We start from the raw sequence: 23,877 nt of genomic DNA on the forward strand, positions 1-23,877 counted from the left end.
GATAATGTTAGACAGAAAGAAGGGCCGTGCGGAGTGATCCGGCGCGGCCCTTTTATATTGTTTTAGCGGTATTTTAGGCGAGCATCCCCATCGGATTTTCGAGGTTGGCTTTGATCGCATTCAGCAGGTTCGCGCCCATTGCGCCGTCAATCACGCGGTGATCAACGGACAGGGTTGTGGACATCACTGTCGCGACCTTGATGTCGCCATCTGCCCCGACGATCGGTTTTTTCGCGCCAGCGCCCACGGCCAGAATAGCGGAGTGGGGTGGGTTGATGATGGCGTCAAAGTTATCGATGCCAAACATACCTAGGTTGGAAATCGCGAAGCTGCCGCCTTGGTATTCATGTGGTGCCAGTTTGCGATCCCGTGCCCGTGCTGCGAGGTCTTTCATCTGCGCGCTCAGCGCAGAAAGCGACTTGGTTTCAGCGTCTTGCAGCACAGGAGTGAACAAACCACCTTCAATCGCCACGGCAACAGCCACGTCTGAGGCTGTCATTTGCAGCACACGATCACCGGCCCAAACTGCGTTGGCTTCGGGGATTTCTTGCAAGGCCAGTGCACAGGCTTTGATGATGAAATCGTTGACCGACAGTTTCACACCGCGCGGTTCCAGCGTTTTGTTCAGCTGGCTCCGAAATTTCAGCAAGGCGTCGAGTTCGATGTCGCGGCGCAAGTAGAAATGCGGCACGGTTTGTTTGGCTTCGGTCAGGCGCGACGCAATGATTTTACGCATCCCGTCGAGTTTGACTTCCTTAAACGTGCGGCCTTCGTACATCTTGATGACCTGCTCAGTGCTTGGGCCTGTGGCAGCGATGGCGCCAGTGGCAGCAGCAGGTGCGGCAGATGCCGGGGCGGCAGCAGCAGCGAGGGCGGCGGCAGGCTGGGCGGACGCGTTTTCAACGTCGGCTTTGATGATGCGGCCATGGGGGCCGGAGCCTTTGATGGTTGCAAGATCGAGGCCTTTGTCTTTGGCGATGCGCCGCGCAAGCGGTGTTGCGAACAGGCGGGAGCCGTCCTTTGCAGCAGGTGCGGCTTTGGGCGCGGAGGCTGGCGCGGCGGCGGGCTCGGAAGCTGGTGCAGCGGATTCGGCCTTATCCGCGGATAAGGTATCTCCTTGATCTTTAACACTTTCTTTACTTTTGGGGGCGGGCGCAGACGACATGTCCTCACCTTCTTCACCAATAATACAGATTGGCGTATTCACTTTGACGCCTTCCGTGCCTTCGGCGACCAGAAGTTTGCTGACGATGCCTTCTTCGACGGCTTCAAATTCCATCGTCGCTTTGTCGGTCTCAATCTCGGCGATCAGGTCGCCGGATTTGACTTCGTCGCCTTCTTTGACCAGCCATTTGGCCAGTGTGCCTTCCTCCATTGTGGGGGACAGCGCGGGCATGAGAATTTCGATAGCCATTGTCTGTGCTCCTTAACGGTAGGTGACTTTTTTCACGGCTGCGATGACGTCGTCTGTCGTCAAAAGCGCGTGTTTTTCAAGGTTGGCGGCATAAGGCATCGGCACGTCTTTGCCGGTGCAGTTGATCACCGGTGCGTCAAGGTAATCAAACGCTTCCTGCATGATCGTCGCACCAAGGTGGTTGCCGATGGACCCAACAGGCCAGCCTTCTTCGACAGTGACGCAACGGTTTGTTTTCTTTACAGATTCGAGGATCGTGGCATAATCAATCGGGCGTAGGGTGCGCAGGTTGATCACCTCGGCTGAAATACCATCAGCAGCCAGTTTTTCAGCAGCCTCCATCGCGTAGGTCATGCCGATACCAAATGATACGATGGTGACATCGGTGCCCGGAACTTCGATATTGGCTTTGCCGAATGGAATGGTGAAATCATCCATCACAGGCACTTCAAACGAACGCCCATATAGGATTTCATTCTCAAGGAAGATGATAGGATTATTGTCGCGGATTGCGGTTTTCATAAGACCTTTGGCGTCGGAAGCAGAATAAGGTGTCACGACCTTCAGGCCGGGAACCATCGCATACCACGCTGAATAGTCTTGAGAATGTTGTGCACCAACACGGGCCGCAGCCCCGTTTGGCCCGCGAAACACCATAGGCGCACCCATCTGACCACCGGACATATACAATGTCTTGGCGGCAGAGTTAATAATCTGGTCAATCGCTTGCATCGCGAAGTTCCATGTCATGAATTCAACGATTGGGCGCAAACCACCAAACGCCGCACCAACGGCGATGCCGGCAAAGCCGTGTTCAGTGATAGGGGTATCGATAATCCGTCTTTCGCCGAACTTGTCAAGCATGCCTTGCGTTATCTTATAAGCACCTTCGTACTCGGCGACTTCTTCACCGATCAGGAACACGTTTTCGTCGCGCTCCATCTCTTCGCACATGGCCTCGTTGAGAGCTTCGCGCACTGTCATCGATTTCACTTCGGTACCAGCTGGCCAGTCGGGTGACGTGTCTGAGGGCGCAAATGCGATGGCGATTTCGGACACAACAGCGGGGGAGGCAGGTGCCGCGACTGCTGGCGTGTCGTCTGGTTTTTCGGCTGCGGCTGCAGGTTCGGGCGCTGACATGTCTTCGCCTTCCTCACCGATGAGGGCGATTGGGGTGTTGACCTTGACGCCCTCGGTGCCCTCAGCAATCAGGATTTTTCCGACGATACCTTCGTCCGTCGCCTCAAATTCCATCGTCGCCTTGTCGGTTTCAATTTCGGCTAAGATGTCGCCGGACTTAACGGTGTCGCCTTCTTTGACGAGCCATTTTGCCAGTGAACCTTCTTCCATCGTCGGGGAAAGCGCGGGCATGAGAAGTTCGATAGCCATTATGCTGTCTCCTGCGGCAGGTTCTCTGCGTAGATGTCCGTCCAAAGTTCGTCCAGATGTGGTATGGGGCTTTCTTTGGCGAACTCTGCTGCCTCATTTACGGTGGCCTTGATCTCTTTGTCGATTGCCTTGAGGTCGTCTTCGGTGGCGTGTTTGCCAGTCAGAAGTAGGCTGCGCACCTGTTCGATCGGGTCGCGTTCTTCGCGCATTTTCTGAACTTCGTCGCGGGTGCGATACTTTGCAGGGTCCGACATAGAGTGACCACGGTACCGGTATGTTTTTACTTCGAGAACATAGGGTCCGGCGCCAGAGCGGCAGTGTGCCACCGCTTTTTCGGACGCTTCTTTGACCGCCAGAACGTTCATCCCGTCGACGATTTCACCGGGAATGCCGAAGGCCTCACCGCGGGTGTAAAGATCGGGGGTGGAGGTTGAGCGTTTTTGCGATGTGCCCATGGCGTATTGGTTGTTTTCAATTACGAAAATCACTGGCAGGTCCCAAAGGGCGGCCATGTTGAATGTTTCGTAGACTTGACCTTGGTTGGCTGCGCCATCTCCAAAATACGTGAAGGTCACGTTGTCGTTTCCGCGATATTTGTCGGAAAATGCGAGTCCCGCGCCAAGTGGTACGTTCGCTCCGACGATCCCATGACCGCCGTAGAAGTCTTTTTCTTTTGAAAACATATGCATCGAGCCGCCCTTGCCTTTTGAGTAGCCATCTTGACGCCCTGTCAGCTCAGCCATCACTCCCTTTGGATCCATTCCGCAGGCCAACATATGTCCGTGGTCGCGGTAGGTTGTGATGCGTTTGTCGCCTTTTTTTGTTGCGGCCTCTAGACCGACAACAACGGCTTCTTGGCCGATATAAAGGTGGCAGAACCCGCCGATCAGACCCATGCCATAGAGCTGGCCGGCCTTTTCTTCGAATCGTCGGATAAGAAGCATTTCACGATAATAACCAAGCAATTCGTCAGCTGAAACGTTTGGTTTCTTTGATGTTTTCTTAACGGCCATGCGTCCTCCGGTGGGGTCTGCGAAAGGTCTGAGAAAATATAGTTTAATACTAAACTATCTCCTACAAGGGTAAACAGCAAAAATCGACAACCAATGTGACGTCGGGGCAGGCGGTTGGGAAATTGCCGCCTTGCGCTGGATGCATGGGGGGATAAACTTGAGCGATGAAATGGAAGATCAGACAAGAAACCGAAGGCGATGAAGTCGCAATCACGCAAGTTGTGGCGCGTGCGTTTGAGGGGAAATCCTACGGCGATGAGAACGATGCAAAGCTTGTAGACGCATTGCGCGATGCGGGTGCGCTGGTACTGTCACTCGTGGCGGCACACAAAGGGCAGATTATCGGGCAGGTGGCGCTGTCGCCTGCAAAGATCGGTGAGGGGCGCTATTTGTGTGTCGGGCCACTGGCCGTCTTGCCGGAGCATCAGCGCAAGGGAGTAGGCACGGGTTTGATGGGGCACGCCTTAGGCGTCGCACAGGTTTACGGTCGCGACGGCGTCGTGTTGCAGGGTGACCTCAATTACTATGCTCGTTTCGGGTTTGAGACATTCCCGTCGGTGAGCTACGCTGGCGAGGGGGCGCAGTTTATCCAAGTGCTGCCGTTCAAAGGCACCCCATCGGGCGAGGTGAAATTCCACCCAGTCTTTAGCGGATAACAGTGTTTAGCGGATAACGATTTCATCCGCGCGCACCATGCCCAGCATGTCGCGGGCCTGTTCGTCCAGCAGATCAAGATCAAGGTAGGTGTCGGACAGGCGGCGGGTCAGGTTTTCCAACTGGTCGACCTGCATCTGCAAAATGGCGAGTTCTTGTGTCAACGCGCGGCCTTCGGCATCAATCTCGGCCCGTTTGAATACGCCGAAATCACCCTGCACAGCGGCAAAGGTGAAATAGAGCCCCAGCATCAGGGCACCCGCGAAATAAAGGAGAACACCCATTGGCGCGCGTCTGCGGTTCATTTTTGTCTGCCTCAACTGGCGATCTCTCACGGATCGCTTCGGGGCAGAATCGCACATATGCTTCGTCTTGGGAATCCCCTTTATGTGGGGAGGCCGTTCGGGGTGCCTACAAGCTAAGCGATAGAAGCCGCAAAGATGTTGTCGATGGTCCGCCCAAGTAACGCGTTGAATTCAGTGTCCGATTGGTGCGCGGACAGGCCTTCGGTCAAGGCACGGCTGAAACTGGCGACGACCGACGGGTTCTTGGCGAGGCGTTCGTTGGCTTCATCCCGTGAATAGCCACCGGATAGCGCGACGACCTTGAGGCACGCGGGGTGGTCAACGAGCGATTTGTACTGGCCCGCAATCTTGGGCAGGGACAGTTTCAACATCACCTGTTGGCCGTCCGCCAAGGTGTCGAGGTGGCGCAGCAGCGTGTCGCGCAGCATGTCTTCGGCCTGTGCCTTGTCGATGATGGTGATGTTAATCTCCGGCTCGAGGATCGGCATCAGCCCGTGGCTGGCGACCTGTGCGCCAAGTTCAAATTGCTGCGCTACAATGGCTTCGATGCCAGTTTGTGATGCCGCGTGAATAACAGAGCGTTCTTTGGTGCCAAAGACGCCGTGCGCCACAGCGCGTTGTAAAAGGTGGTCCAAATTGGGGATCGGTTTGAGCAGTTGCACGCCGTCCGCTTCATCCTCAAGTCCCTTGTCGATCTTCAAAAAAGGCACGACGCCGTTGTCTTCCCAAAGGGCTGCGGCGGAAGGTTTGCCGCCAATCTCGCGATCCATCGTCATTTCAAACAGGATCGCGCCGATGACTTTGTCACCGCTAAAGCTGGGCGCATTGACGATTCGCGCGCGCATGGCGTGGATCAGATCATACATTTGATCGTCGTTGCTGTAGGCATCCTCGGACACGCCGTAGGCTTTCAGCGCCTTGGGCGTGGACCCGCCCGATTGATCCAATGCGGCGATGAAGCCTTGGCCGTTGCGGATGAGGTTGGTCATTGCGTCGGTGGAGAATTCGTTCGGGGATTGGGCCGTCAATTGGGTCATGGGTCGTGTCCTTTTGATGCGTTCACCTGCATCATAAGGGACGGCCACAAGAGCACAATTCTGCTAACGCTAACTGGTCGCGCTAACAGGGTGCCTGTGTTGCTTATCCACCCGCGCTGTCACTCTTTGCGGCCATTAACCGCCAAGAGCCGCGACACCGGGAAGGGTCTTGCCCTCCATCCATTCCAGAAACGCACCGCCTGCGGATGAAATATAGGTGAAATTATCCGCCACGCCCGCAAGGTTGAGCGCGGCCACAGTGTCGCCGCCACCTGCGACGGTAATCAGGTCGCCGGATTTGGTCAGGTCCGCCGCAGCCTTTGCAGCCGCAAATGTCGCCGTCTGAAACGGGTCGATTTCGAACGCACCAAGGGGCCCATTCCAGATCACGGTCTTTGCCGTGCTAAACAGCGCCGCGATTTGGGCGACAGAATTTGGCCCCGCATCAAGAATCATCATATCGGGCGGGCAGGCGTCGGCGGCGACAGTTTCATGCGCTGCACCCGCTTTGAATTCAGCCGCCACTACCACGTCACTGGGCAACAGTAGGCTGCAATTAGCTGCTTTTGCCTTGGCCATGATGTCCTGCGCGGTGCCTGCCAGATCATGCTCGCACAGGGATTTGCCGACATCGTGTCCTTGGGCTGCAAGGAATGTGTTGGCCATGCCGCCACCGATGACAATTGAATCGACGCGTGAGATCAGATTGCCCAGCAGGTCGAGTTTGGTGGACACTTTCGCACCGCCAACCACCGCAACAACAGGGCGCTGCGGGTTGCCAAGCGCCTTTTCCAGCGCGGAGAGTTCTTCGGCCATCAGACGGCCCGCGCAATTGGGCAGCAATTCGGCCACGCCTGTGGTCGATGCATGGGCGCGGTGGGCGGCTGAAAAAGCATCGTTGCAAAAGACATCGCCCAAACTTGCTAAAAAACTGGCCATTTTGGGATCATTGGCTTCTTCCATCGCGGAAAAGCGGGTGTTTTCAATCAGGATGACGGCACCCGCCGGGGCTGCGTCAAGTGTCGCGCGGTCGGGGCGTTCAATGAATGTCACGGGGCGGCCAAGAACCTTTTCCAAGGTTGGGACGGTCACGCGCAACGACATCTCAGGCACATATTCGCCCTTTGGTCTGCCAAAATGCGCCAACAACACGGGCTTGCCGCCAGCGGCGAGGGTATCCATGATCGTCGGCTTGATCCGTTCGATCCGTGTTGCGTCCGTGACGACGCCATTCTCAACGGGGACATTGATATCAACCCGTGTCAGCACCACTTTGCCCGCCAAATCCATGTCGTCGAGTGTGTTCCAGCCCATGATACTCTCCTGTTTTGTTGGCTTGTTCATGGGCAATCGGTGCAGTGTGGTCAACCGCGTCTTGGAATCGCATCTTGGAATCGGTGGCAACCCGCACTAGGTAACGCGGCAACGTATTCAAGTTTAGGAGCCCTACAGATGGCCGAGATCAAAGACCCAGAAAACACGATCCTGATGGAACTGACCAACGGGACGGTTACGATTGAACTGCTGCCAGACGTCGCACCAAAGCACGTCGCGCGGATGAAAGAGCTCGTGCGTTTGGGATCGTATAACAACGTGGTGTTCCACCGCGTCATCGACGGGTTCATGGCGCAGACGGGCGATGTGGCCAACGGCAACATGGAAAACGATTTCAACATCAGCCGCGCTGGCACAGGCGGGTCCGACATGCCCGATTTGCCTGCTGAATTTTCCAAGATTCCCCATGCACGTGGTTCGATTGGTGCAGCACGTTCGGCCAGCCCAAATTCCGCCAACAGCCAGTTTTTCATCAACTTTGGCGACAACGATTTCCTGAACGGTCAGTACACTGTGTACGGCATGGTGTCTTCGGGCATGGAACATGTGGACAAGCTTACCCGTGGTGAACCGCCAACGTCCCCTGACCGGATGATTTCGATGAAGGTCGCTGCAGATGATGCTTAAAGGCGCAGTTTTCGCGACACTTCTGGCAGGAGCTGCGGCGGCTGACGGAATAGCGATTGATGTGACCGGCGACGCAAGTGGCACGGTCTACATTGACCTGTTTGAAGACATTGCACCGCTTCACGCGGCGCAAATCACCGCTTTGGCGGCTGATGGGTCTTATGATGGCGTGGTGTTTCACCGTGTGATTAATGGCTTTATGGCCCAGACAGGCGATGTTGAGTTTGGCGATGCATCCGACGCGCAGTTCGATATGCGTCGCGCTGGCACAGGCGGTTCGCAGCTTGACGACATCGCGCTTGAGGCGAGCACAGAGCGGTCGTTCACCCGTGGTATGGTCGGCATGGCGCGCTCGCAGAACCCTGATTCAGCAAACAGCCAGTTCTTCATCATGTTTGATGATGGCGCGTTCCTGGACGGTCAGTACACCATCGTTGGCGAAGTGGTCGTTGGCATGGACGTGGTTGACGCCATCAAGCTTGGCACGGGGGCAAATGGCGCGGTAATCGGTGAAGCAGACGCGATGGACGTTGTCCGGGTGATCAACGCTGATGAGCTGAGCGACATCGTGGACGCCGCGACGCTGTAGGACACGGTAACATCACAATGACGTTGAGGGGCTAGGCAGAGATGTCTGGCCCCTTTTACGTTCAGGGGGAACAAACGGGAGAGATTTGATGCGCGTTCTAGCACTGGTATTTTCACTGATGGCGACAGGCGTGTGGGCGAGCCCAGAATTTTGGCGCAATGAATGGCCGAACACGGATTTTGACAACACCAGTATCGAAAGATGGGTGGAAATCATGTCAGGCGGGCCGCCGAAAGACGGTATTCCCGCGCTGAATGATCCGTCGTTTATTGCAGTGGCGGTTGAGACAGACCTCAGTGCGCGTGAACCTGTTATTACCTTGGAGATACAGGGGGAAACCCCACGTGCCTACCCGATCCGGTTCCTAATTTGGCACGAGATTGTGAATGACGAGGTTGGCGGCATTCCCGTCGCGGTGACGTTCTGCCCGCTGTGCAATTCCGGCATTACTTTCGATCGCCGTACTGACGCGGGTGTGTTGACGTTTGGTGTGTCCGGCAAGCTGCGCAATTCCGACATGATCATGTTTGACCGTGAGACCGAAAGCTGGTGGCAGCAGGCCATCGGTGAAGCCGTTGTCGGTGATTTGACCGGAACCGAGCTGCAAACGCTGCCGTCCTGGATGGAAAGCTGGTCAGAGTTCGAGGCGCGCAATCCAGATGGTCTGGTCATGGCCGAGCCTGATTTTCCGCGCAACTATGGCGCCAATCCGTATGTGCAATATGACAGTTCCAACCGCCCGTTCCTGTATTCCGGTGAAATGCCGCCACATGACATTCCAGCGCTGGCGCGGGTTGTGCGGGTCGGGGATGCGGCGTGGCCAATGACGCGGATTGCTGAGGCGGGGGAGATCATGGAAAACGGTGTCGTGCTCAGCTGGTCAGCCGGACAAGCGTCGGCTCTGGATTCACGAGATATCGGTAGCGGGCGTGATGTTGGCACCGTGCGGGTACGTGACGCCGCGGGCAATGATCTGGCCCACGACGTGATGTTCGCCTTTGCCTATGACGCGTTTTGGCCCGATGGGGCGTGGATGCTGGGGCAATAGGTCAAGACGCTGCGCGGGCGAGGTGTTTAAGAACCAAAGGCGCGCTAAGTCCCGCAAAAAGTCTGGTGTACTTTCTCAGCTTCTTCGGGAGGATGTGCGTAGTCCGCGTTTGGGGTGAACGGGTCGTGTAGCGCTGCGAGCATGGCGTGGAAGGGTTCGAAATCCCCACTCGTGGCGGCAACGATTGCCTGTTCGATTTTATGAGTGCGCGGTATTATCGCGGGATTGGTCTTGCGCCACAACGCATCGTCGGGGTCCGCCGCGCGCCATGTCGCGTACCAGTCAGGGAACGTGGTCGCAGTTTCGTCCAACGCGTTGAACGTGTTGGTAAAGTCCGCGCCAGCGTTGGCCATTTGCGCCAGCAGTTCTTTGGCGAGCGCGGTGGTGGCATCGTTTTGTGGCAACCCGAGTTTTGGCGCAAAGGCCTTGGCCCATTCGGCGTCAAACAGGCTTGGGAATTGGTTCAATCGGGCGGTAAAATCTTCAATGGCTTGGTCGGTGTCGGGCATGATCTGCACCAGTGACGTGGCAAACTGCGCCAGGTTCCAATGGGTGATCGGGCCCTGATTGCTATAGGCATATCGCCCCTGTCGGTCGATGGAACTGAACACGGTATCGGGATGATAGCTGTCCATAAAGGCGCAGGGGCCGTAGTCGATGGTTTCGCCCGCAATCGCGACGTTGTCGGTGTTCATCACCCCGTGGATAAAGCCAACCGACATCCATTTAGCCACCAAGGTCGCATGCTTTTGCATGACCATTTCAAACAATTGCAACGGATCATTGGCGTCGGGGTAGTGGCGGTTAATTGTGTAGGCCGTCAGCTTTTCCAATGCCTCAACATCGCGCTGGGCGGCGAAGTATTGGAAGGTGCCAACGCGGATATGGGACGCCGCTGTGCGGGTCAGGATCGCACCGGGCAGGCGGCCTTGTTCACGCCCGATGAAATCGCCGGTTGTGACGGCCGCAAGTGCCTGTGTTGTAGGTATATCGAGGGCGTGCATCGCACATGACATCAGGTATTCGCGCAGCACAGGGCCAACCCATGCGCGCCCGTCACCGTTGCGCGAATAGGGCGTCGGGCCGGAGCCTTTGAGCTGGATGTCAACGCGGCCCGACGGCGCGGCGATCTCCCCCAAATGCAAGGCACGACCATCCCCGAGCTGCGGTGAAAACCCGCCAAACTGGTGGCCCGCGTAGACCTGTGCGAATGGCGTTGCATTAGCCGGAATATTGTTTCCCGAAAACAGGTTAGCGGCGTCTTCATCGCTCATGTCTGATGTGTCTAGCCCCAGTTCAGCGGCCAGCGCGTGGTTGAACGCGATCAGGGTCGGGGCGCTGACAGGGGTGGCATTCAGTTTGGAATGAAACCGTGCTGGCAGGGTCAAATATGTGGTGTCAAACGGGATGTTGATGGGCATTTTTTGGGCCTTTGGTGGTTTGGCACCGAGCGTACACAGGGCGTATACAGGCGCTGGGCATTAAGTCTCGTCAGAGCAGTCGCGTCATCAGGGAACAGGTGTCCCGTAATTTGAAATGCGCCCGCGCGTACAGGCGCTGTGTGGCGTCATCGCTGCGGTCAACTTCAAGGTGCAACGCCTTGACGTCAACCCCCGCAAGGCTGGACGAGATCGCCATTAACACCTCGGATGCGATGCCGCGCTTGCGCACGCTGGGGCGGATGAACAGCTCATCGATAAAGGCGTCCATGCCGCCCATTTCCATCGACCAGCCAAAGGTGATGATCGTGTAGCCGGTTGGTGCCTTTGCAGGACCGAACAGCCACGCCGCACCGAGAGGTGAGCCTTGCAACAGGGGCATCAGTGCCGCTTGGCGTTGTTCGTCGCTCCGCTCGATACCGCATTCGGCGTGGAAGGCTGCGATCAGCGTCAGCAGGCGCGGCGCATCATCAGGGGTGGCGAGGTGGATGGCAGTGGTCATGGGGGTGCGGCCTTTGGGGTAGTGAGGCCGCCTCTTAGCGTCTGGCACGTCGGAAAGATAGCCGGATTGGTTTGCAGCATTGCGACCCGTTTCAAAGACGGCTTTTAAATAAGCCATGCAAATAAGCCATGGGCCGCAATGCCCGCTAGGACGACGTCGCCCGACAGATCAGCTCATTGAGCTTATGACCACAACCATGAGCAATGAATACAATGCGACACCACCACCAATCAAAAAGAAGGGCCAGTTCTTGGTCACAGTTGCCGTCGCGATTGACTTCATTTGATACATCAAATCCGGCCACGTGTAGGACACGAAATCGCCTTGCGTGAAGACGGCTTTGATTTGCCCGTTGTCATCCACAACAGGAAGGCGTCTGAATCGTTCATTCGACATTATCCTGAGCCAATCCAGCATATTGTCGGTCTCACGTGCCACGCGCGGGTCTTTTGTCATTATTTCAGACACGGCGGTCTTTCGGGCATCCAATTCTTGGGCAACCAGTTTGTTCATCACATCGCGTTCGGTGGCAACGCCAAGAACCTTTTTGTCAGCGTCAATTACAACGACCGCCCCGTAATTCTTTTCAGACATCGCGGTGATGGCGTCAAAAACACTGGTGTCGGGTGAACAGGTCAGTGGCTGCTGTTTTGATTTGTACTCGGGCCGGTCCATGAGGCGGTTACCGGGGCGGTTGACTTTATCTGGCATGTTTTTGATCTTTCCATCTGGCGTGTAGAAGGAAGTAGCCCTTGGAGGGCACGCGACCAGTTTGGCGGGCCGTAAAAATGTGTAGCACCCCTGTTTTGCCGTCAAGAACGCCCACAAATTGGGGGTTTGCCCCAAACGCGCCAAACGCTCTGCCAGCAATGCAAAGAATCCGTCGGCGTCGATGGGTAGGTACCTGTCCGCATCAACACGAAGCTGGTTTTGTCACGGTTTAGTTCCGGTCTCTTTCGAGCAACGTTTGCTATGAAGGAGATATGGAATGGCAACGAGATACACAGACGAGTTTCGGCGTGAGGCGGTGCGCATAGCGATCAGCAGCGGCTTAACCCTTGCCCGACAGTCGATACGCAGTATCGTTGAGAGGGGCGACGCAGGTATCATCAGATTTGGGCGTTGGCCTTTCGACGCTAAACAAGTGGGTTCAACAACATCCGGCGCCCGGCAGGGTATTGCGCAGCAATGTCCCGAGAGGGAGCATGATGATTTGATGATCGTCATTTGAGCGCCATTGGTCCAAGTGAAGATGGCGATGGCCGCATGAGGACGTTGAGAAGGAGAACACCCGCCTTAGCAAATAAGTCCGGCTGCTGCGTGAGGAGAGGTAAGTGCTAAAGTGGAGGCGTTGGCAATTGATCCAGTGGATCATTTGTCGCCGATATCGCGGCGATCCACTGACCGGCAGGGCATTGCGCAGCAATGTCCCGAGAGGTTCTTTGCAGGCCAGAGCCCCCTCTCGTGCATGTAAACATGCACTGCCGGGCAGTGGGTGGGTAATCCTCCCGAAAAATGGTCGTGCTGAAAGCTAGAATTTTCTCGGCAGGATAAGCTAAGGAGATTTACGATGAAGAAATCACGTTATTCAGAGGCCCAGATTGTCGCGGTTTTGAAAGAAGCTGAGAATGGTGTGCCTGTATCTGAACTGTGCCACAGCCATGGAATGAGCAGCGCTGCGTTTTACCAGTGCCAGGCCCAGACTTTCCCCGTGAGCGATAAATCTCTGACCTGGGATCGCGGTAGAGAGCTGGCAGACCCTCCGCGCTTCACAATGGCAACCAATGTTAACGTCTACTTCTGCGACCCGCAGTCGCCCTCTCGGAAGATTGCTACGCAATCGCCTGCCGGGCAATGCATGGCAACGCGGATCGAACGAAAACACCAACCGGCTTTTGAGGCAGTATTTGTCAAAAGGAACCGACTGATCCAGCCTTTCTCAGGCGAAACTCAGCGCAATCGCAAGGCAACTCAACGAACGTCCTCGCAAAACCTTGCAATATCCCCCCCCCGCGGAGAAGTTTGCGGAGTGTGTTGCGTCGATCAGTTGAGACTGCCGCTCAAGCAGACCTTAAAGGCTTATACCCTTTGCTCCGGCGACACTTGATGTAGTGCGACGCGGCTTGCCAATCTATAATGTTCTGGAATTGTTCTACCTAGGCCAGCCAGGTGGAAAAACGACAAACCCATGTCCCGCCCGGCGTTCGACGCCAGGTTTTGTGATGAGGAAGCCTGTTCGCATTATCTGGCGGAACATCGTTGGCCTGAGGGCTTCGTGTGTCCGTCCTGTGGCACCTGCAAGGGCTGGCCGTTAAAGCGAAATCGCGCGACTTGGGAATGTGCCGGTTGCGCACGGCAGACATCCGTGACGGCTGGCACGGTAATGCACAGCAGCCATTTGCCGTTGCGAATTTGGTTTCTTGCCGCGCACATCATCACCAGCCATTCCAACGGCATGTCAGCGCTGCAACTTCAGGCGCAACTTGGCCTTGGCAGCTACAAGACGGGTCGCCATCGTCGCTCGGACCGATGGCGCTTCTCGGCGACCTCCTCTTGCAAAAGCTGCGGCGGTCGATGGTCAACCCTGACCGCAACCCCCTAAAAGACCTTGTCGAAATCGATGAAACAGAGATGCCGTTCCGGTCCCGGCATGATCCCGAGGACCGGCCAAAGGGTGGGCGCAGCCCGGTTGGAGAGATGTTTGTCGTCTGTGCCGTCGAGTTATCAAGTGACGGACATCCGCGCCGTATCAGGATGAAACACATTCCCGACGGCGCGTCAAAGACGCTGCACGGGTTCATTGGTCAGGCTGTAGAGCCTGGCGCTCACATCATCACGGATGGCTGGCTCGGTTACGAAAATCCTCCTGCAAACACGCATGAGGCAAAGGTCGTCAGCGGCAAAAAGGCACACGACATACTCCACTGGGTCCACCGCGTGTTCTCCAACCTAAAAACGTGGGCAAAAGGCGTCTTCCACGGCCTCAGAAAGTGCCATCTACAACGCTATCTCGACGAATTCGTGTTCCGCTGGAACCGACGGCGACACATGCGAAGCGGCTTCGACACGCTGCTGGGGATCGGTGTTGGTCTCGGGCCAGCGACATATCGTGATGATCCGATCCGCCTCTCAAGCCACAAGGGCGAGGTTCTGCGCCACGTCAACATGTGCGGCAACCGGACTAAAAGGGATAAGCCTTTAGACCTTATTTGCAGTGACGATGCGATATTCGCCTTTGGAACTTCCGCGGCAACTCAGAAAGGTTTGGCGGTAATTTTTGGATGCTGGCTCAGGTTTGTTCAACCAGGTTTTTCGCGCGCTCACGCAGGACGAATTTCTGGATCTTACCAGTTGAGGTTCTGGGGACACTCGTTACCACAAATCTTCCTGGAACTTTGTAGGCAGCGAGCCTGTCACGGCACCAAACGCGCAGCGCGTCTGTATCGATCTCTTGGCCCAGCGTGGCTTCGATAAAGGCGCAAGGCGTTTCGCCCCATTTTTCATGGGGCATGGCGACAACCGCTGCAATTTCTATGGAGGGGTAACTATAGAGCACCTCTTCTATCTCGATAGAGGAAATGTTCTCGCCACCCGAAATGATAATGTCCTTCGAGCGGTCCTTGAGCTGGATATAGCCATCGGGATGTACCACTCCCAGATCGCCTGAATGGAACCACCCGCCCTCAAAGGCCTTTTTAGTGGCCACGGGATTACGGAAATACCCCTTCATCACGACATTACCGCGAAACATCACTTCGCCCATTGTTACACCATCGCGCGGAACAGCGTGCAGTGTTTCAGGGTCAAGCACGTCAAGCCCTTCGAGGGGGAGGTAGCGCACGCCCTGACGCGACTTGAGACGCGCCTGTTCATCGTTGGGCAGGGACGACCAGCTTTCATGCCAGTCATTCACAACGGCTGGACCGTAGGTTTCGGTCAGCCCGTAAAGGTGGGTTACGTCGAAGCCAGCCGTTTTCATATCCGCCAGCAGCTTTTCAGGAGGCGGAGCGGCGGCGGTGAAGAATTGCACTGTATGATCAAGTGTCCGCCGCGCATCTACGGGCGCAGCGATCAGCAGCGACATCACAATTGGCGCGCCGCACAGGTGTGTCACATTATCATCGGCCAATGCGTTCCAGATCGGCTCGGCGCGTACTTGGCGCAGGCAAACGTGTGTGCCAATGATGGCAGAGAGTGTCCACGGGAAGCACCAACCGTTGCAGTGAAACATCGGCAGCGTCCAGAGATAGACTGCGTGTTTGCGCATCGACGTGGTGATCGCGTTGCCTTGTGCCAAAAGATATGCGCCCCGGTGGTGCGAGACGACGCCCTTTGGGTCGCCCGTTGTGCCGGACGTGTAGTTGATCGAGATCGCGTCCCATTCGTCTGCGGGCATGAGCCAAGCGAAGGCCGGATCACCATCTGCAAGGAAGGATTCATAGCCTCCCCCATCAAACGCCGCCTTTGCACCTTCATATTCAGGATCATCAACCTGTATCACCAGCGGGCTGACCTCGGCCAGCGCCAACGCCTCTTGCATCAGTGGCATGAACTCGGCATCCACGATGATGATCTTTGACATTGCATGATCGAGCTGGAAAGCAATGATCGCCGCATCAAGCCGCGTATTGATCGAATGGAGAACGCCCCCGCACATTGGCACACCATAGTGACATTCCAGCATGGCTGGCGTGTTGGGCAGCATGGCCGCCACAGTGTCGCCCCGCCCGATACCGCGCTGCGTAAGGGCAGAGGCAAGTTGCCTTGAGCGCGCATAAAACGTGGCGTAGTTGCGGCGCAGCTTGCCATGAATGATCGCCGTATGATCCGGGAAAACCGCGGCCGCGCGCTCCAGAAAGGTGAGCGGTGTCAGCGGCTGGTGGTTTGCCGGGTTGCGATCCAGATCGGTGTTGTAAGGGTTTGAAGTCATATCTCAGGCGTCCTGCCATTGGGGCGCGCGCTTTTCGATGAAAGCGCCGATCCCTTCCTGCGCATCATGCGCCAGCATGTTGTCGACCATCACCTGAGAAGCGTAATCATAGGCTTCGGCAATCGGCATTTCGCGCTGCGCATAAAAGGCGCGCTTGCCTGTGGTTAGCGTCATGCTTGATTTGGAGGCGATCTTGCGGGCCATTTCGGTTGTTGCGTGTTGTAGCGTGTCTTCGGACGTAACGCGGTGGATCAACCCGATCTCGGCGGCGCGGGCGGCTGGGGTCATGTCGCCGGTCAGGAGCATTTCCATCGCATGTTTGTTGGCTACATTGCGCGACAGGGCGACCATAGGTGTAGAGCAAAAAAGGCCAATATGAACCCCTGGCGTGCTGAACTGCGCCGTGTCTGCTGCGATGGCCAGATCGCAGGTGGCCACCAGTTGGCAACCCGCCGCCGTGGCGATGCCTGTGACTTCGGCAATCACGGGCTTGGGGCAGTTGAGGATGCCCTGCATCACGCCTGAGCACATGGACATAACCTTAGCGAAATATGCCTCACCACCATCCGGCCCGCGGCGCCCCGCTGTCATCTCTTTTAGGTCGTGGCCCGCGCAAAACGCCGGACCGTTCGCGGCAAGGATAATCACCCGCACAGCAGGATCACGCCCCGCCTCAGAGAAGGTTGTGCCAAGCGCGCTCAACATCGCTTCCGAGAGCGCGTTGCGCCGTTTCATATCATTGAGCGTCAGGCGCAGAATGCCGTCATCGCTCAGATCACGCAGTAGAATATCGCTCGACGCCAAAGGGCGGCTCCTTAAATCAAGCTTAGCGGATGTTGATCTCAACACTGTCCACAAGGGTGTTTGCAATAAAGCAATAGCGGTGCGCGCGCTCTTGCATCTCGTCCATTTGCGCATCGGTTACGGCAAAGCCCGTGTCGAAACGCACCACGGGATGAAGGTCAATCCGCGTGACCGACATTTGCCCTTTGGGGTTTTTACCAAGATGTGCCTCGGCATAGTCGTGATAGCTTGCCACCCGCCAGGCCGCTTTCGCCGCCAGCGCGAGAAAGGTCATCATGTGGCAGCTAGAGAGCGCTGAGGCCAGCGCCTGTTCGGGGTTTGTATTTGCCGGATCGCCACCCCAATCGGGGGCGGAATCCACGATAATATCATATAATCTATTCATCTGCACGGTATGTGCGTTTGAATATGTGCCTGTTGCAAACACGGGCTCGGCGCGCTGCCAATGCAGTTCGATGGAAAGATCTGACATAACTGAAATCTCTTATGATGATGTGGAATGCTGCAGCGCATGCACCCCGGGGAGCATACGCGCTGCTTGTGATCTAGGTAGCCTACGCTGCCGCAATCTGCTTCTTTGGGTCGTAGAACGGACGCTCGACAACAGTAGCCTTAGTCGGACCGGACTTTGTCACAACTTCCACTTCGGCCCCTATCACCGCCGCATCTGCCGCAACCATCGCCAGGGCTATGTTTTTCTCAAGGCGGGGCGAATAGACCGCCGATGTCACCTTGCCAATATCTGCGCCGCCTTGGTTAATCGTCCAGAACATGGTGTTCGGGCCTGTGAGCGGCTCACAATCAATCACCAGACCAACTTGCTTGCGCTTGGGGCCTTCGTCCTTGATGCGGCGCAGTGCAGCCTTGCCGATGAAATCCGCGTCCATGTCGAGGTTCACAAGGCGGTCAAAGCCCAACTCGTAAGGATTTGTATGAATGTCCGCATCTGCATGATACGACAGCATGCCGCCTTCAATCCGGCGAATGGAGGAGGTGTGACCGGGTTTGAGACCATATTCCATGCCTGCCGCCATGATCCGCTCCCAAAGTAGATCGCCTCTTGAGCCATCGCGCAGGTAAAGTTCGTAGCCGAGCTCGCTCGACCAGCCGGTGCGCGACACGACGAGCGGGATGCCATCCAACTCGACTTCGCGGAGCCAGTAGTATTTAAGGTCCATGATGCTCTCGCCAAAAAGCTCTTGCATGATCAGGCCCGAGTTTGGCCCCTGAAGCTGGAGCGGTGAGACATCAGGTTCGACAATCTGCACATCCATACCCGAATGCACAGCAACGCCTTGCGCCCAAAGCAGGATGTCGCTGTCTGCCAGCGAAATCCAGAAATGGTTTTCCGCAAGACGCAGCAGGATCGGATCATTCAGAAGGCCACCATCCGCATTTGTAATCAGTATGTATTTGCACTGGCCCACGGCCATCTTCGACAGATCACGCGGCGTCAGGATCTGCACGAATTTTGCGGCATCCGGCCCGGTGATTTCAACCTGGCGTTCGACGGCCACATCACACAGGATCGCCTTGTCCACAAGGTTCCAGAAATTCTGCTCAGGATCACCAAAGTCACGCGGAATATACATATGATTATAAACAGAAAAACCCTTGGCGCCCCAGCGAACCGTTGCATCGAAGTAGGGTGATTTGCGGATTTGTGTGCCGAAGCCAAAGTCATTTGCTTGTGTCATATTTACGCCCTCATAGCAGGTGGCCTGACCGGCCAGTGAAGTGTTGAAACCTGCTATGATTTAGCTTGAATTACGAAAAATTCTTGGTCTGATAACGTGCGCCATTTAGGCCGATCAGACCGATTATGGGGCCTCGATTAGCCCGTTCAGTCTTTGAGGGCTATTTCTGGCTCTTTGTGATCAGTTTAGTCAGATTGGGCTGGCTGGTTTTGACCTGACGAGTCGCAATGTATATCATGTAGCGATCAATCGCGAGATCGGACGAAAGCATCTCATCGATGAGCGCCTGAAAGGCGGCAAGGCTTGGCGTAGCCGTTTTCATCACGTAGTCCACGCCGCCACCGGTCGCGATGCAATCCGTCACCTCGTCAAGATTTCGGATGTAGCCTTCAAAGCGATCAAATTCTGCTTTGCGGTGCGAGCCGAGAGAGACAGTCACCACAACCTGCGTGAAATCAACGATGCGTTCCAAAGCTAACTCAGCGTGATAGCCACGGATATAGCCCGCAGTCTTCAGCCGGTCCAAACGTGCCCAGCACGGGGTGGGCGACAGGTTCACGAGCTCGGCCAACCTTGCCTTACTAAGTTGCCCGTGCTGCTGGACAGCGCTGAGGATACGAATATCCGTGGCATCAAGGCCGAGCTTCTTCATGCGCGTGTTTCTTTCACTTGGTCGAAGTGGCGGTTGCCCGAGTTTCCCTGAGAATAACCTTCCCATCTAATCTCAGCCAAATAACTGGATTTGGCACACACCTTTCCGACCTATTCTCCCATAATCGCGCCAACAACTCCTTGCTGCGCTTCGTCTCGATTTATAAATAGCGGCCAAGGTTGGGGGGGCAGAAGAAGGCGATGGATAACGCGAACACGATGTACGCTGTGGGGGCTTGTCAGGTCGTTTTGTGCGGCACGCCGACCCTAGAGCAAATGCAGTGACCCGTTGAAACCGCACCATAGACCGACGTTTCAGCCAACAAAATGCTGGGCTGCGGATGAATGACATGGTGTGTCTGTGGATGCCGCTCTCCTTGGGCAAACGAGGTACAGTATACTGGCTTCGGCCCATCTCGGCGATGCACGCATCGCCTACCGTCGCGATATGCGCTGCGGCCAGCACAAAACCGCCCTTGTTTATGCGAGGTTCGGGGCGCCGCCGAGACGGCGAACGCTACTAAGGATCTATGTCGGCAGATCACTACTTGGGCGATATATGTGCCGTCGCTTTGATCCAGCATTCGTAGGCTTGACCTGAATCGAAATGAGACAACAGCCAAATTAACGGACTTCCCCATATGCTTACTTCGGGACGTTTCGCGCACTCAAGCGTCCCACAGCCTTTGATATGAACGGACGGATCGGCAGAAATGCGCGATACCCGACCTCAAGCACCGGCAATACGCCGCGGACCCTGGCCGCACGGGCGGCCCACTGCCAGCCCGGTAGCGTATCCCAGACCTCTACAAACGCCCGTGCGCCCGAGACGAGTGAGCCATCTGATCGGCGAACATGGAACCGCCGCATTGCTGTATCAGACGTAAGATCAGCGCCAAGTCGGGCATCGTTGCGGGATACATCGATAAAGCCCAATTTGTCGCCACCCACACGAGACGCGTAATGATCTATTTCAATCGAACACAGTGCACACGACCCGTCAAAGTAGATGGTCGGCCCATTTTTAAACGCTTGGTCTGGACTGCTATTCTCTGGATTGCTCCGGATTTCGATCACATCATTGTCGTTATGCTGCATCTTTGACGACCTGATGACGGCGCAAAATGCGCTGCAATGTTCGACGGTGCATCTGTAAAAGTCGCGCGGTTTCCGAAACGTTTTTGCCCGTCTCGTGAAAGACCTGTTCGATGTGTTCAAACCGTGCATCATCGGGTGAAATGGGCGCATCTGGTGCCGGTGGCCGCGTGCCTTTTGGGGCCATGAGCGTATCGACAATCTCGTCGGCTGTGGCGGGTTTAGTAATATAGTCGATGGCCCCAAGACGCGTTGCCGCAACGGCAGTCGGGATATTGCCGTATCCCGTCAGAATGATTGCGCGCGCATCAGGGCGTTGTTGTTCTAGCGCCTCAACGACGTCCAACCCGCTTCCATCCTGCAACCTAAGGTCAATGACTGCATAGTCTGGTGCATTCGCGCGAACTGCACGCAGACCCTCAGCGACGCTTGACGCAGACGTGATGTTAAACCCTCTTTTTTGCATCGCGGTACCTAGACGCGACCGAAGCGCATCATCATCCTCGACCAGCAGCAGGGTCTTTGTATAGTCGCACAAATACATAATTTTTTTCCTTTGTTATAGATACGCCGGAGATCGCTACATGGACGTTGATCGCGTCAATCTGCCGCTGATGTATGCGCCGATCGTCCTTTGGGACCTGTCAGGCTTACTGCTATCGCGTGTGATCACTGCCAGCGGGTCTTTTGGTTCGCCATGACGCACAGTTGGCGCATCCCCCGACACGGCGGCCATTAACGTAAGACCTGGCGACATTTCAACGTCTGCAATTTGCGCAACCAACGGATGCTGTGCGCCTAAATTGCCAGACACCTGCGGTTCGGGCACATTTTTACGACATGACGCGCGTCCAATTGGCCATCATCGTACTGCACACAGCAGTCCGACCCGTTTGGCACCACTGCGCTAACCGGTGTTCCGAGCTGCACGTCAAATCCTGCTGCCATTTCTTTGGGACATGCCGACATGCCGGGGCTTCCCACGCTCCAAAACTCTCCTGCATTATTGATCCACGGGGCGGCATGATTATAGTCACATAGGCGGCGAAGTACGTTGTGAAACTGCCCCTTTCGCACGGGCACGCCGCGTGGCGACACCGATCACGTCCAGGCCCGCATCAGCCAAGAGGCGCGCACAGGCCAAGCCTGAGATGCCCGCACCAATGATAATAATATTCGTCATGCCAGTCCCGTTTCTCCCAAGATACGCGGGATTTTTTTTCTGACTTTGAAAAAGCCCGCCGTGGCGTGCGGCCAGATCGCGTCATCCCATTTACGACGCTGTTCGCATAATGTGATGCCGTGTTGCGCGAGGATAGGTTCAGCAAGCGTCAGCCAATCGCGCAGTGGCCCGCGTGTGACGTAAGGTGTGAAAATTTGTTTGACGCCGCAGGAAAAGGCCCAGTTTGCCAACTCCTGCGGGTCATCTGCCTTTAATTGTGTTGGGCTAACGTCAAGGCGTGCGGCGGCGTCGGCCAGTGCGGCACGTTCAAATGTACCGACCATCGCGCCCACAGCGCGCGGCGACCGTAGGTGAGTACACGACAAAGTCGCCGTGACGCAGACATTAAGGCCGGACAAATCAAAGTCCTCGATCCGGCAATCCTCGTCTGTGATCAACAACGCGGTCGCAACATCTGGCGCGGGGGCGTGCATATCGCGCAGGGGCAAAACGATTGGCAACCCATCAGGTTCGGTGGCGTCTAACCCCTGCGTGACTTCGGCCAGATCACGGTCGCGCGGGTTAAACCGCCCGCCCGTAAACGCGGCAATATTCTGGGCGCGTGCAGGATAGGGTTTGCCGCGCGTGTGCAGCCCCGCCGCCCACCGCCAATTTAGCGTGTTCGCCGCCGCGTCACCGTCTAATAAGTGGCGATAGAAAAAATCCGCCCCCAAACGCCATGGCAAACCAAGGGTGAAAATCCAGATCGACGCGAACCACATACGGGCGTGATTGTGCAGATAACCGGTATCGACCAGTTCCTGTGCCCACGTGTCAAAATAGTCCATTCCGGTTTGCCCCGTTTCGGCGAGCTCAAGATCGCGGCGCAGTCGTCGGTCGCAGTTCAATGACACGAGTTTTGCATTCAGCCCAAGGACATAGCTATCCCAAACCTGTGGCCGCCGTTCAAGCCAGCCTTTGAAATATCCCCGCCAAATCACTTCTTCGATGAATACGCGCGCATCGTTGGGCCCGTGGGTGGCAAGTGCCGCAGCGACAACTTCAGCCTCGGTCAATAACCGGCGACGAATGTAGGGCGACAGGACAGATACCGCAGAATGCTGGCCCGGACCATGATCGTAATTGCGCCCGATTTCGTACCGCTTCCCCATGACAGGTATGAAGGCCTGCATTGCGGCGAGCCCCGCACTGCGGGTAATTGTTCCGTCAGACATATTGCAGTCCCTTTTAAATCCTAATCAGGAGGGTGACCCTGAATGCAAAGAGTTCAACCCCACGGCTGGCAACGCCTCGTGTTTCTTTAGGCGCACTGACGCGATCTGCGGGGGCCATATGCACGGCTGTATGCGCAGCGATAAGGGTTTGAGGGGCACTGCTACAGCAAAATCGGTTGAGGCGGGCAGGGTGAGCACTTAGCCTCTGTGGATGACAAAACGCAGCCCTTTTCGCTACTTCAAGACGAGCCCGGAGATCATCCGTCTGGCCGTGATTATGTATGTTCGGTTTCCGCTTTCGCTTCGGAATGTCGAGGATATTTTGCACGAGTGTGGCATCGAGATCAGCCACGAGAAAGTTCGATTTTGGTGGAACAGATTTGGCCTGCAGTTTGCCGCTGGGATCCGCGAGCAAAGGGTCAGCTAGATGCGCGGATATTCGATTTGGCAATGGCACATGGACGAGGTGTTCGTGAAGATTAACGGCTAGCCGCACTACCTTTGGGGGCAGTGGATCTCGACGGGGAAGTCCTGGAAATCTTCGTCACAAAGCGCCGTGATCGCAAGGCAGCCTAAAAATTCCCGAGGAAAACCATGAAACGCCATGGTCGCGCAGATATCTTCGTCACCGACAAGCTCCGTTTGTACAGCGCGGCGATGAAGGAAATCTGCAACGCTGATCGGCAAGAGACCGGGCGTTGGCTTGATGGCAGGGTGGAAAATTCACACCAACCGTTTAGGCGAAGAGAACGGGCTATGCCGCGCTTCAGGCGGATGCGAAGTTTGCAGAAGTTCACCGCCGACTGCGCCTCAGTCCACACCCATTTCAACGCGGAGCGCCATCTTTACAACCGATCAAATTTTAAGCTGAACCGTGCCGCCGCTCTTACCGGATGGCGCGGCCTCAGCGCAGCCTAAGGGATTGAGGTGGCTGGAAAACTGAGACTGGTT

23 protein-coding genes and 4 pseudogenes are annotated in these 23,877 nt (G+C 56.1%); 9 read left to right on the forward strand and 18 right to left on the reverse strand.

The window, feature by feature from the left end; genetic code table 11:
• Positions 1–73: 73 nt before the first annotated feature.
• From OA238_RS06025 to pdhA, 3 genes are read right to left on the reverse strand one after another with little or no spacing between them, the layout of a single operon-like run.
• Entirely contained in the window at positions 74–1,414 is a 1,341-nt protein-coding gene (locus OA238_RS06025) for a pyruvate dehydrogenase complex dihydrolipoamide acetyltransferase (RefSeq protein WP_015494497.1), read from the reverse strand.
• A 12-nt stretch (positions 1,415–1,426) separates the two neighbouring features.
• On the reverse strand, positions 1,427–2,803 hold the full coding sequence (locus tag OA238_RS06030) for a pyruvate dehydrogenase complex E1 component subunit beta (RefSeq protein WP_015494498.1): 1,377 nt from the start codon (positions 2,801–2,803) through the stop codon (positions 1,427–1,429).
• Positions 2,803–3,816 (reverse strand): pyruvate dehydrogenase (acetyl-transferring) E1 component subunit alpha, encoded by a 1,014-nt coding sequence (gene pdhA / locus OA238_RS06035; RefSeq protein WP_015494499.1) that lies wholly within the window; start codon positions 3,814–3,816, stop codon positions 2,803–2,805. The genes OA238_RS06030 and pdhA overlap by 1 nt, the downstream gene beginning before the upstream one ends.
• 164 nt (positions 3,817–3,980) lie before the next feature.
• On the opposite strand from pdhA, the gene OA238_RS06040 reads away from it, so the two are divergent.
• Positions 3,981–4,472: a GNAT family N-acetyltransferase gene (locus OA238_RS06040; protein WP_015494500.1), complete on the forward strand. Its 492-nt coding sequence runs from the start codon at positions 3,981–3,983 to the stop codon at positions 4,470–4,472.
• A gap of 6 nt (positions 4,473–4,478) precedes the next feature.
• Here OA238_RS06040 and OA238_RS06045 read toward each other — a convergent pair whose 3' ends face one another.
• The 3 genes from OA238_RS06045 to OA238_RS06055 all read right to left on the reverse strand — a co-directional run bounded on the left by OA238_RS06045 (position 4,479) and on the right by OA238_RS06055 (position 7,126).
• Positions 4,479–4,775 (reverse strand): FtsB family cell division protein, encoded by a 297-nt coding sequence (locus tag OA238_RS06045; RefSeq protein WP_015494501.1) that lies wholly within the window; start codon positions 4,773–4,775, stop codon positions 4,479–4,481.
• Positions 4,776–4,888: 113 nt separating this feature from the next.
• The gene (locus OA238_RS06050) at positions 4,889–5,812 is read right to left on the reverse strand and encodes a fructose bisphosphate aldolase (RefSeq protein WP_015494502.1); all 924 of its coding nucleotides are present in this window, start codon (positions 5,810–5,812) and stop codon (positions 4,889–4,891) included.
• Positions 5,813–5,947: 135 nt separating this feature from the next.
• Positions 5,948–7,126: a phosphoglycerate kinase gene (locus OA238_RS06055; RefSeq protein WP_015494503.1), complete on the reverse strand. Its 1,179-nt coding sequence runs from the start codon at positions 7,124–7,126 to the stop codon at positions 5,948–5,950.
• A 138-nt stretch (positions 7,127–7,264) separates the two neighbouring features.
• On the opposite strand from OA238_RS06055, the gene OA238_RS06060 reads away from it, so the two are divergent.
• The 3 genes from OA238_RS06060 (at position 7,265) to OA238_RS06070 (ending at position 9,411) form a co-directional block, all read left to right on the forward strand.
• A complete protein-coding gene (locus OA238_RS06060; RefSeq protein WP_015494504.1) occupies positions 7,265–7,774 on the forward strand; it encodes a peptidylprolyl isomerase in 510 nt (169 codons plus the stop codon).
• Complete coding sequence (locus OA238_RS06065) at positions 7,767–8,363, forward strand: peptidylprolyl isomerase (RefSeq protein WP_044037998.1); 597 nt, start codon at positions 7,767–7,769, stop codon at positions 8,361–8,363. The genes OA238_RS06060 and OA238_RS06065 overlap by 8 nt, the downstream gene beginning before the upstream one ends.
• Positions 8,364–8,451: 88 nt before the next feature.
• Positions 8,452–9,411 (forward strand): DUF3179 domain-containing protein, encoded by a 960-nt coding sequence (locus OA238_RS06070; RefSeq protein WP_015494506.1) that lies wholly within the window; start codon positions 8,452–8,454, stop codon positions 9,409–9,411.
• A 44-nt stretch (positions 9,412–9,455) separates the two neighbouring features.
• Here OA238_RS06070 and OA238_RS06075 read toward each other — a convergent pair whose 3' ends face one another.
• The 3 genes from OA238_RS06075 to OA238_RS06085 all read right to left on the reverse strand — a co-directional run bounded on the left by OA238_RS06075 (position 9,456) and on the right by OA238_RS06085 (position 12,063).
• On the reverse strand, positions 9,456–10,832 hold the full coding sequence (locus OA238_RS06075) for a protein adenylyltransferase SelO (RefSeq protein ID WP_015494507.1): 1,377 nt from the start codon (positions 10,830–10,832) through the stop codon (positions 9,456–9,458).
• Positions 10,833–10,902: 70 nt separating this feature from the next.
• Positions 10,903–11,469, reverse strand: coding sequence for a GNAT family N-acetyltransferase (locus OA238_RS06080; RefSeq protein WP_015494508.1), 567 nt, complete (start codon positions 11,467–11,469; stop codon positions 10,903–10,905).
• A gap of 51 nt (positions 11,470–11,520) precedes the next feature.
• Complete coding sequence (locus OA238_RS06085; protein WP_044036398.1) at positions 11,521–12,063, reverse strand: CBS domain-containing protein; 543 nt, start codon at positions 12,061–12,063, stop codon at positions 11,521–11,523.
• A gap of 277 nt (positions 12,064–12,340) precedes the next feature.
• On the opposite strand from OA238_RS06085, the gene OA238_RS06090 reads away from it, so the two are divergent.
• From OA238_RS06090 to OA238_RS29805, 4 genes and pseudogenes are all read left to right on the forward strand, one after another.
• Positions 12,341–12,583 carry a hypothetical protein gene (locus OA238_RS06090; RefSeq protein ID WP_051076404.1) on the forward strand — a complete coding sequence of 81 codons (243 nt, stop codon included), beginning with the start codon at positions 12,341–12,343 and terminating at the stop codon, positions 12,581–12,583.
• A 339-nt stretch (positions 12,584–12,922) separates the two neighbouring features.
• Positions 12,923–13,054, forward strand: a pseudogene (locus OA238_RS32535) (transposase); the annotation flags it as partial.
• Positions 13,055–13,072: 18 nt separating this feature from the next.
• Positions 13,073–13,403, forward strand: a pseudogene (locus tag OA238_RS29800) (IS30 family transposase); the annotation flags it as partial.
• 137 nt (positions 13,404–13,540) lie between these two features.
• Positions 13,541–14,466 (forward strand): annotated as a pseudogene (locus tag OA238_RS29805) (IS1595 family transposase); the annotation flags it as partial.
• A 175-nt stretch (positions 14,467–14,641) separates the two neighbouring features.
• Here the strand turns inward: OA238_RS29805 and OA238_RS06105 are convergent.
• From OA238_RS06105 to OA238_RS06145, 9 genes are all read right to left on the reverse strand, one after another.
• Entirely contained in the window at positions 14,642–16,282 is a 1,641-nt protein-coding gene (locus OA238_RS06105) for an acyl-CoA synthetase (RefSeq protein ID WP_015494511.1), read from the reverse strand.
• A 3-nt stretch (positions 16,283–16,285) separates the two neighbouring features.
• On the reverse strand, positions 16,286–17,086 hold the full coding sequence (locus OA238_RS06110) for an enoyl-CoA hydratase (RefSeq protein ID WP_015494512.1): 801 nt from the start codon (positions 17,084–17,086) through the stop codon (positions 16,286–16,288).
• Positions 17,087–17,108: 22 nt separating this feature from the next.
• Complete coding sequence (locus OA238_RS06115; protein ID WP_015494513.1) at positions 17,109–17,558, reverse strand: OsmC family protein; 450 nt, start codon at positions 17,556–17,558, stop codon at positions 17,109–17,111.
• 82 nt (positions 17,559–17,640) lie between these two features.
• Positions 17,641–18,783 (reverse strand): glycine cleavage T C-terminal barrel domain-containing protein, encoded by a 1,143-nt coding sequence (locus OA238_RS06120; RefSeq protein WP_015494514.1) that lies wholly within the window; start codon positions 18,781–18,783, stop codon positions 17,641–17,643.
• Between the two features lie 160 nt (positions 18,784–18,943).
• The gene (locus OA238_RS06125) at positions 18,944–19,435 is read right to left on the reverse strand and encodes an Lrp/AsnC family transcriptional regulator (RefSeq protein ID WP_044036401.1); all 492 of its coding nucleotides are present in this window, start codon (positions 19,433–19,435) and stop codon (positions 18,944–18,946) included.
• 644 nt (positions 19,436–20,079) lie between these two features.
• A complete protein-coding gene (locus OA238_RS06130) occupies positions 20,080–20,532 on the reverse strand; it encodes a thiol-disulfide oxidoreductase DCC family protein (RefSeq protein WP_044036402.1) in 453 nt (150 codons plus the stop codon).
• The gene (locus tag OA238_RS06135; RefSeq protein WP_015494516.1) at positions 20,522–21,073 is read right to left on the reverse strand and encodes a response regulator transcription factor; all 552 of its coding nucleotides are present in this window, start codon (positions 21,071–21,073) and stop codon (positions 20,522–20,524) included. The genes OA238_RS06130 and OA238_RS06135 overlap by 11 nt, the downstream gene beginning before the upstream one ends.
• Positions 21,074–21,562: 489 nt before the next feature.
• Positions 21,563–21,712 (reverse strand): NAD(P)-binding protein, encoded by a 150-nt coding sequence (locus tag OA238_RS31490; protein WP_144055848.1) that lies wholly within the window; start codon positions 21,710–21,712, stop codon positions 21,563–21,565.
• The gene (locus tag OA238_RS06145; RefSeq protein WP_015494517.1) at positions 21,709–22,926 is read right to left on the reverse strand and encodes an FAD-binding domain-containing protein; all 1,218 of its coding nucleotides are present in this window, start codon (positions 22,924–22,926) and stop codon (positions 21,709–21,711) included. Before OA238_RS06145 ends, OA238_RS31490 begins: the two co-directional genes overlap by 4 nt.
• 211 nt (positions 22,927–23,137) lie before the next feature.
• Between OA238_RS06145 and OA238_RS06150 the strand changes: the two are divergent.
• Positions 23,138–23,844, forward strand: a pseudogene (locus tag OA238_RS06150) (IS6 family transposase).
• The last annotated feature ends 33 nt before the right edge of the window (positions 23,845–23,877 follow it).

Source organism: Octadecabacter arcticus 238, assembly GCF_000155735.2.
GTDB lineage: Bacteria > Pseudomonadota > Alphaproteobacteria > Rhodobacterales > Rhodobacteraceae > Octadecabacter > Octadecabacter arcticus.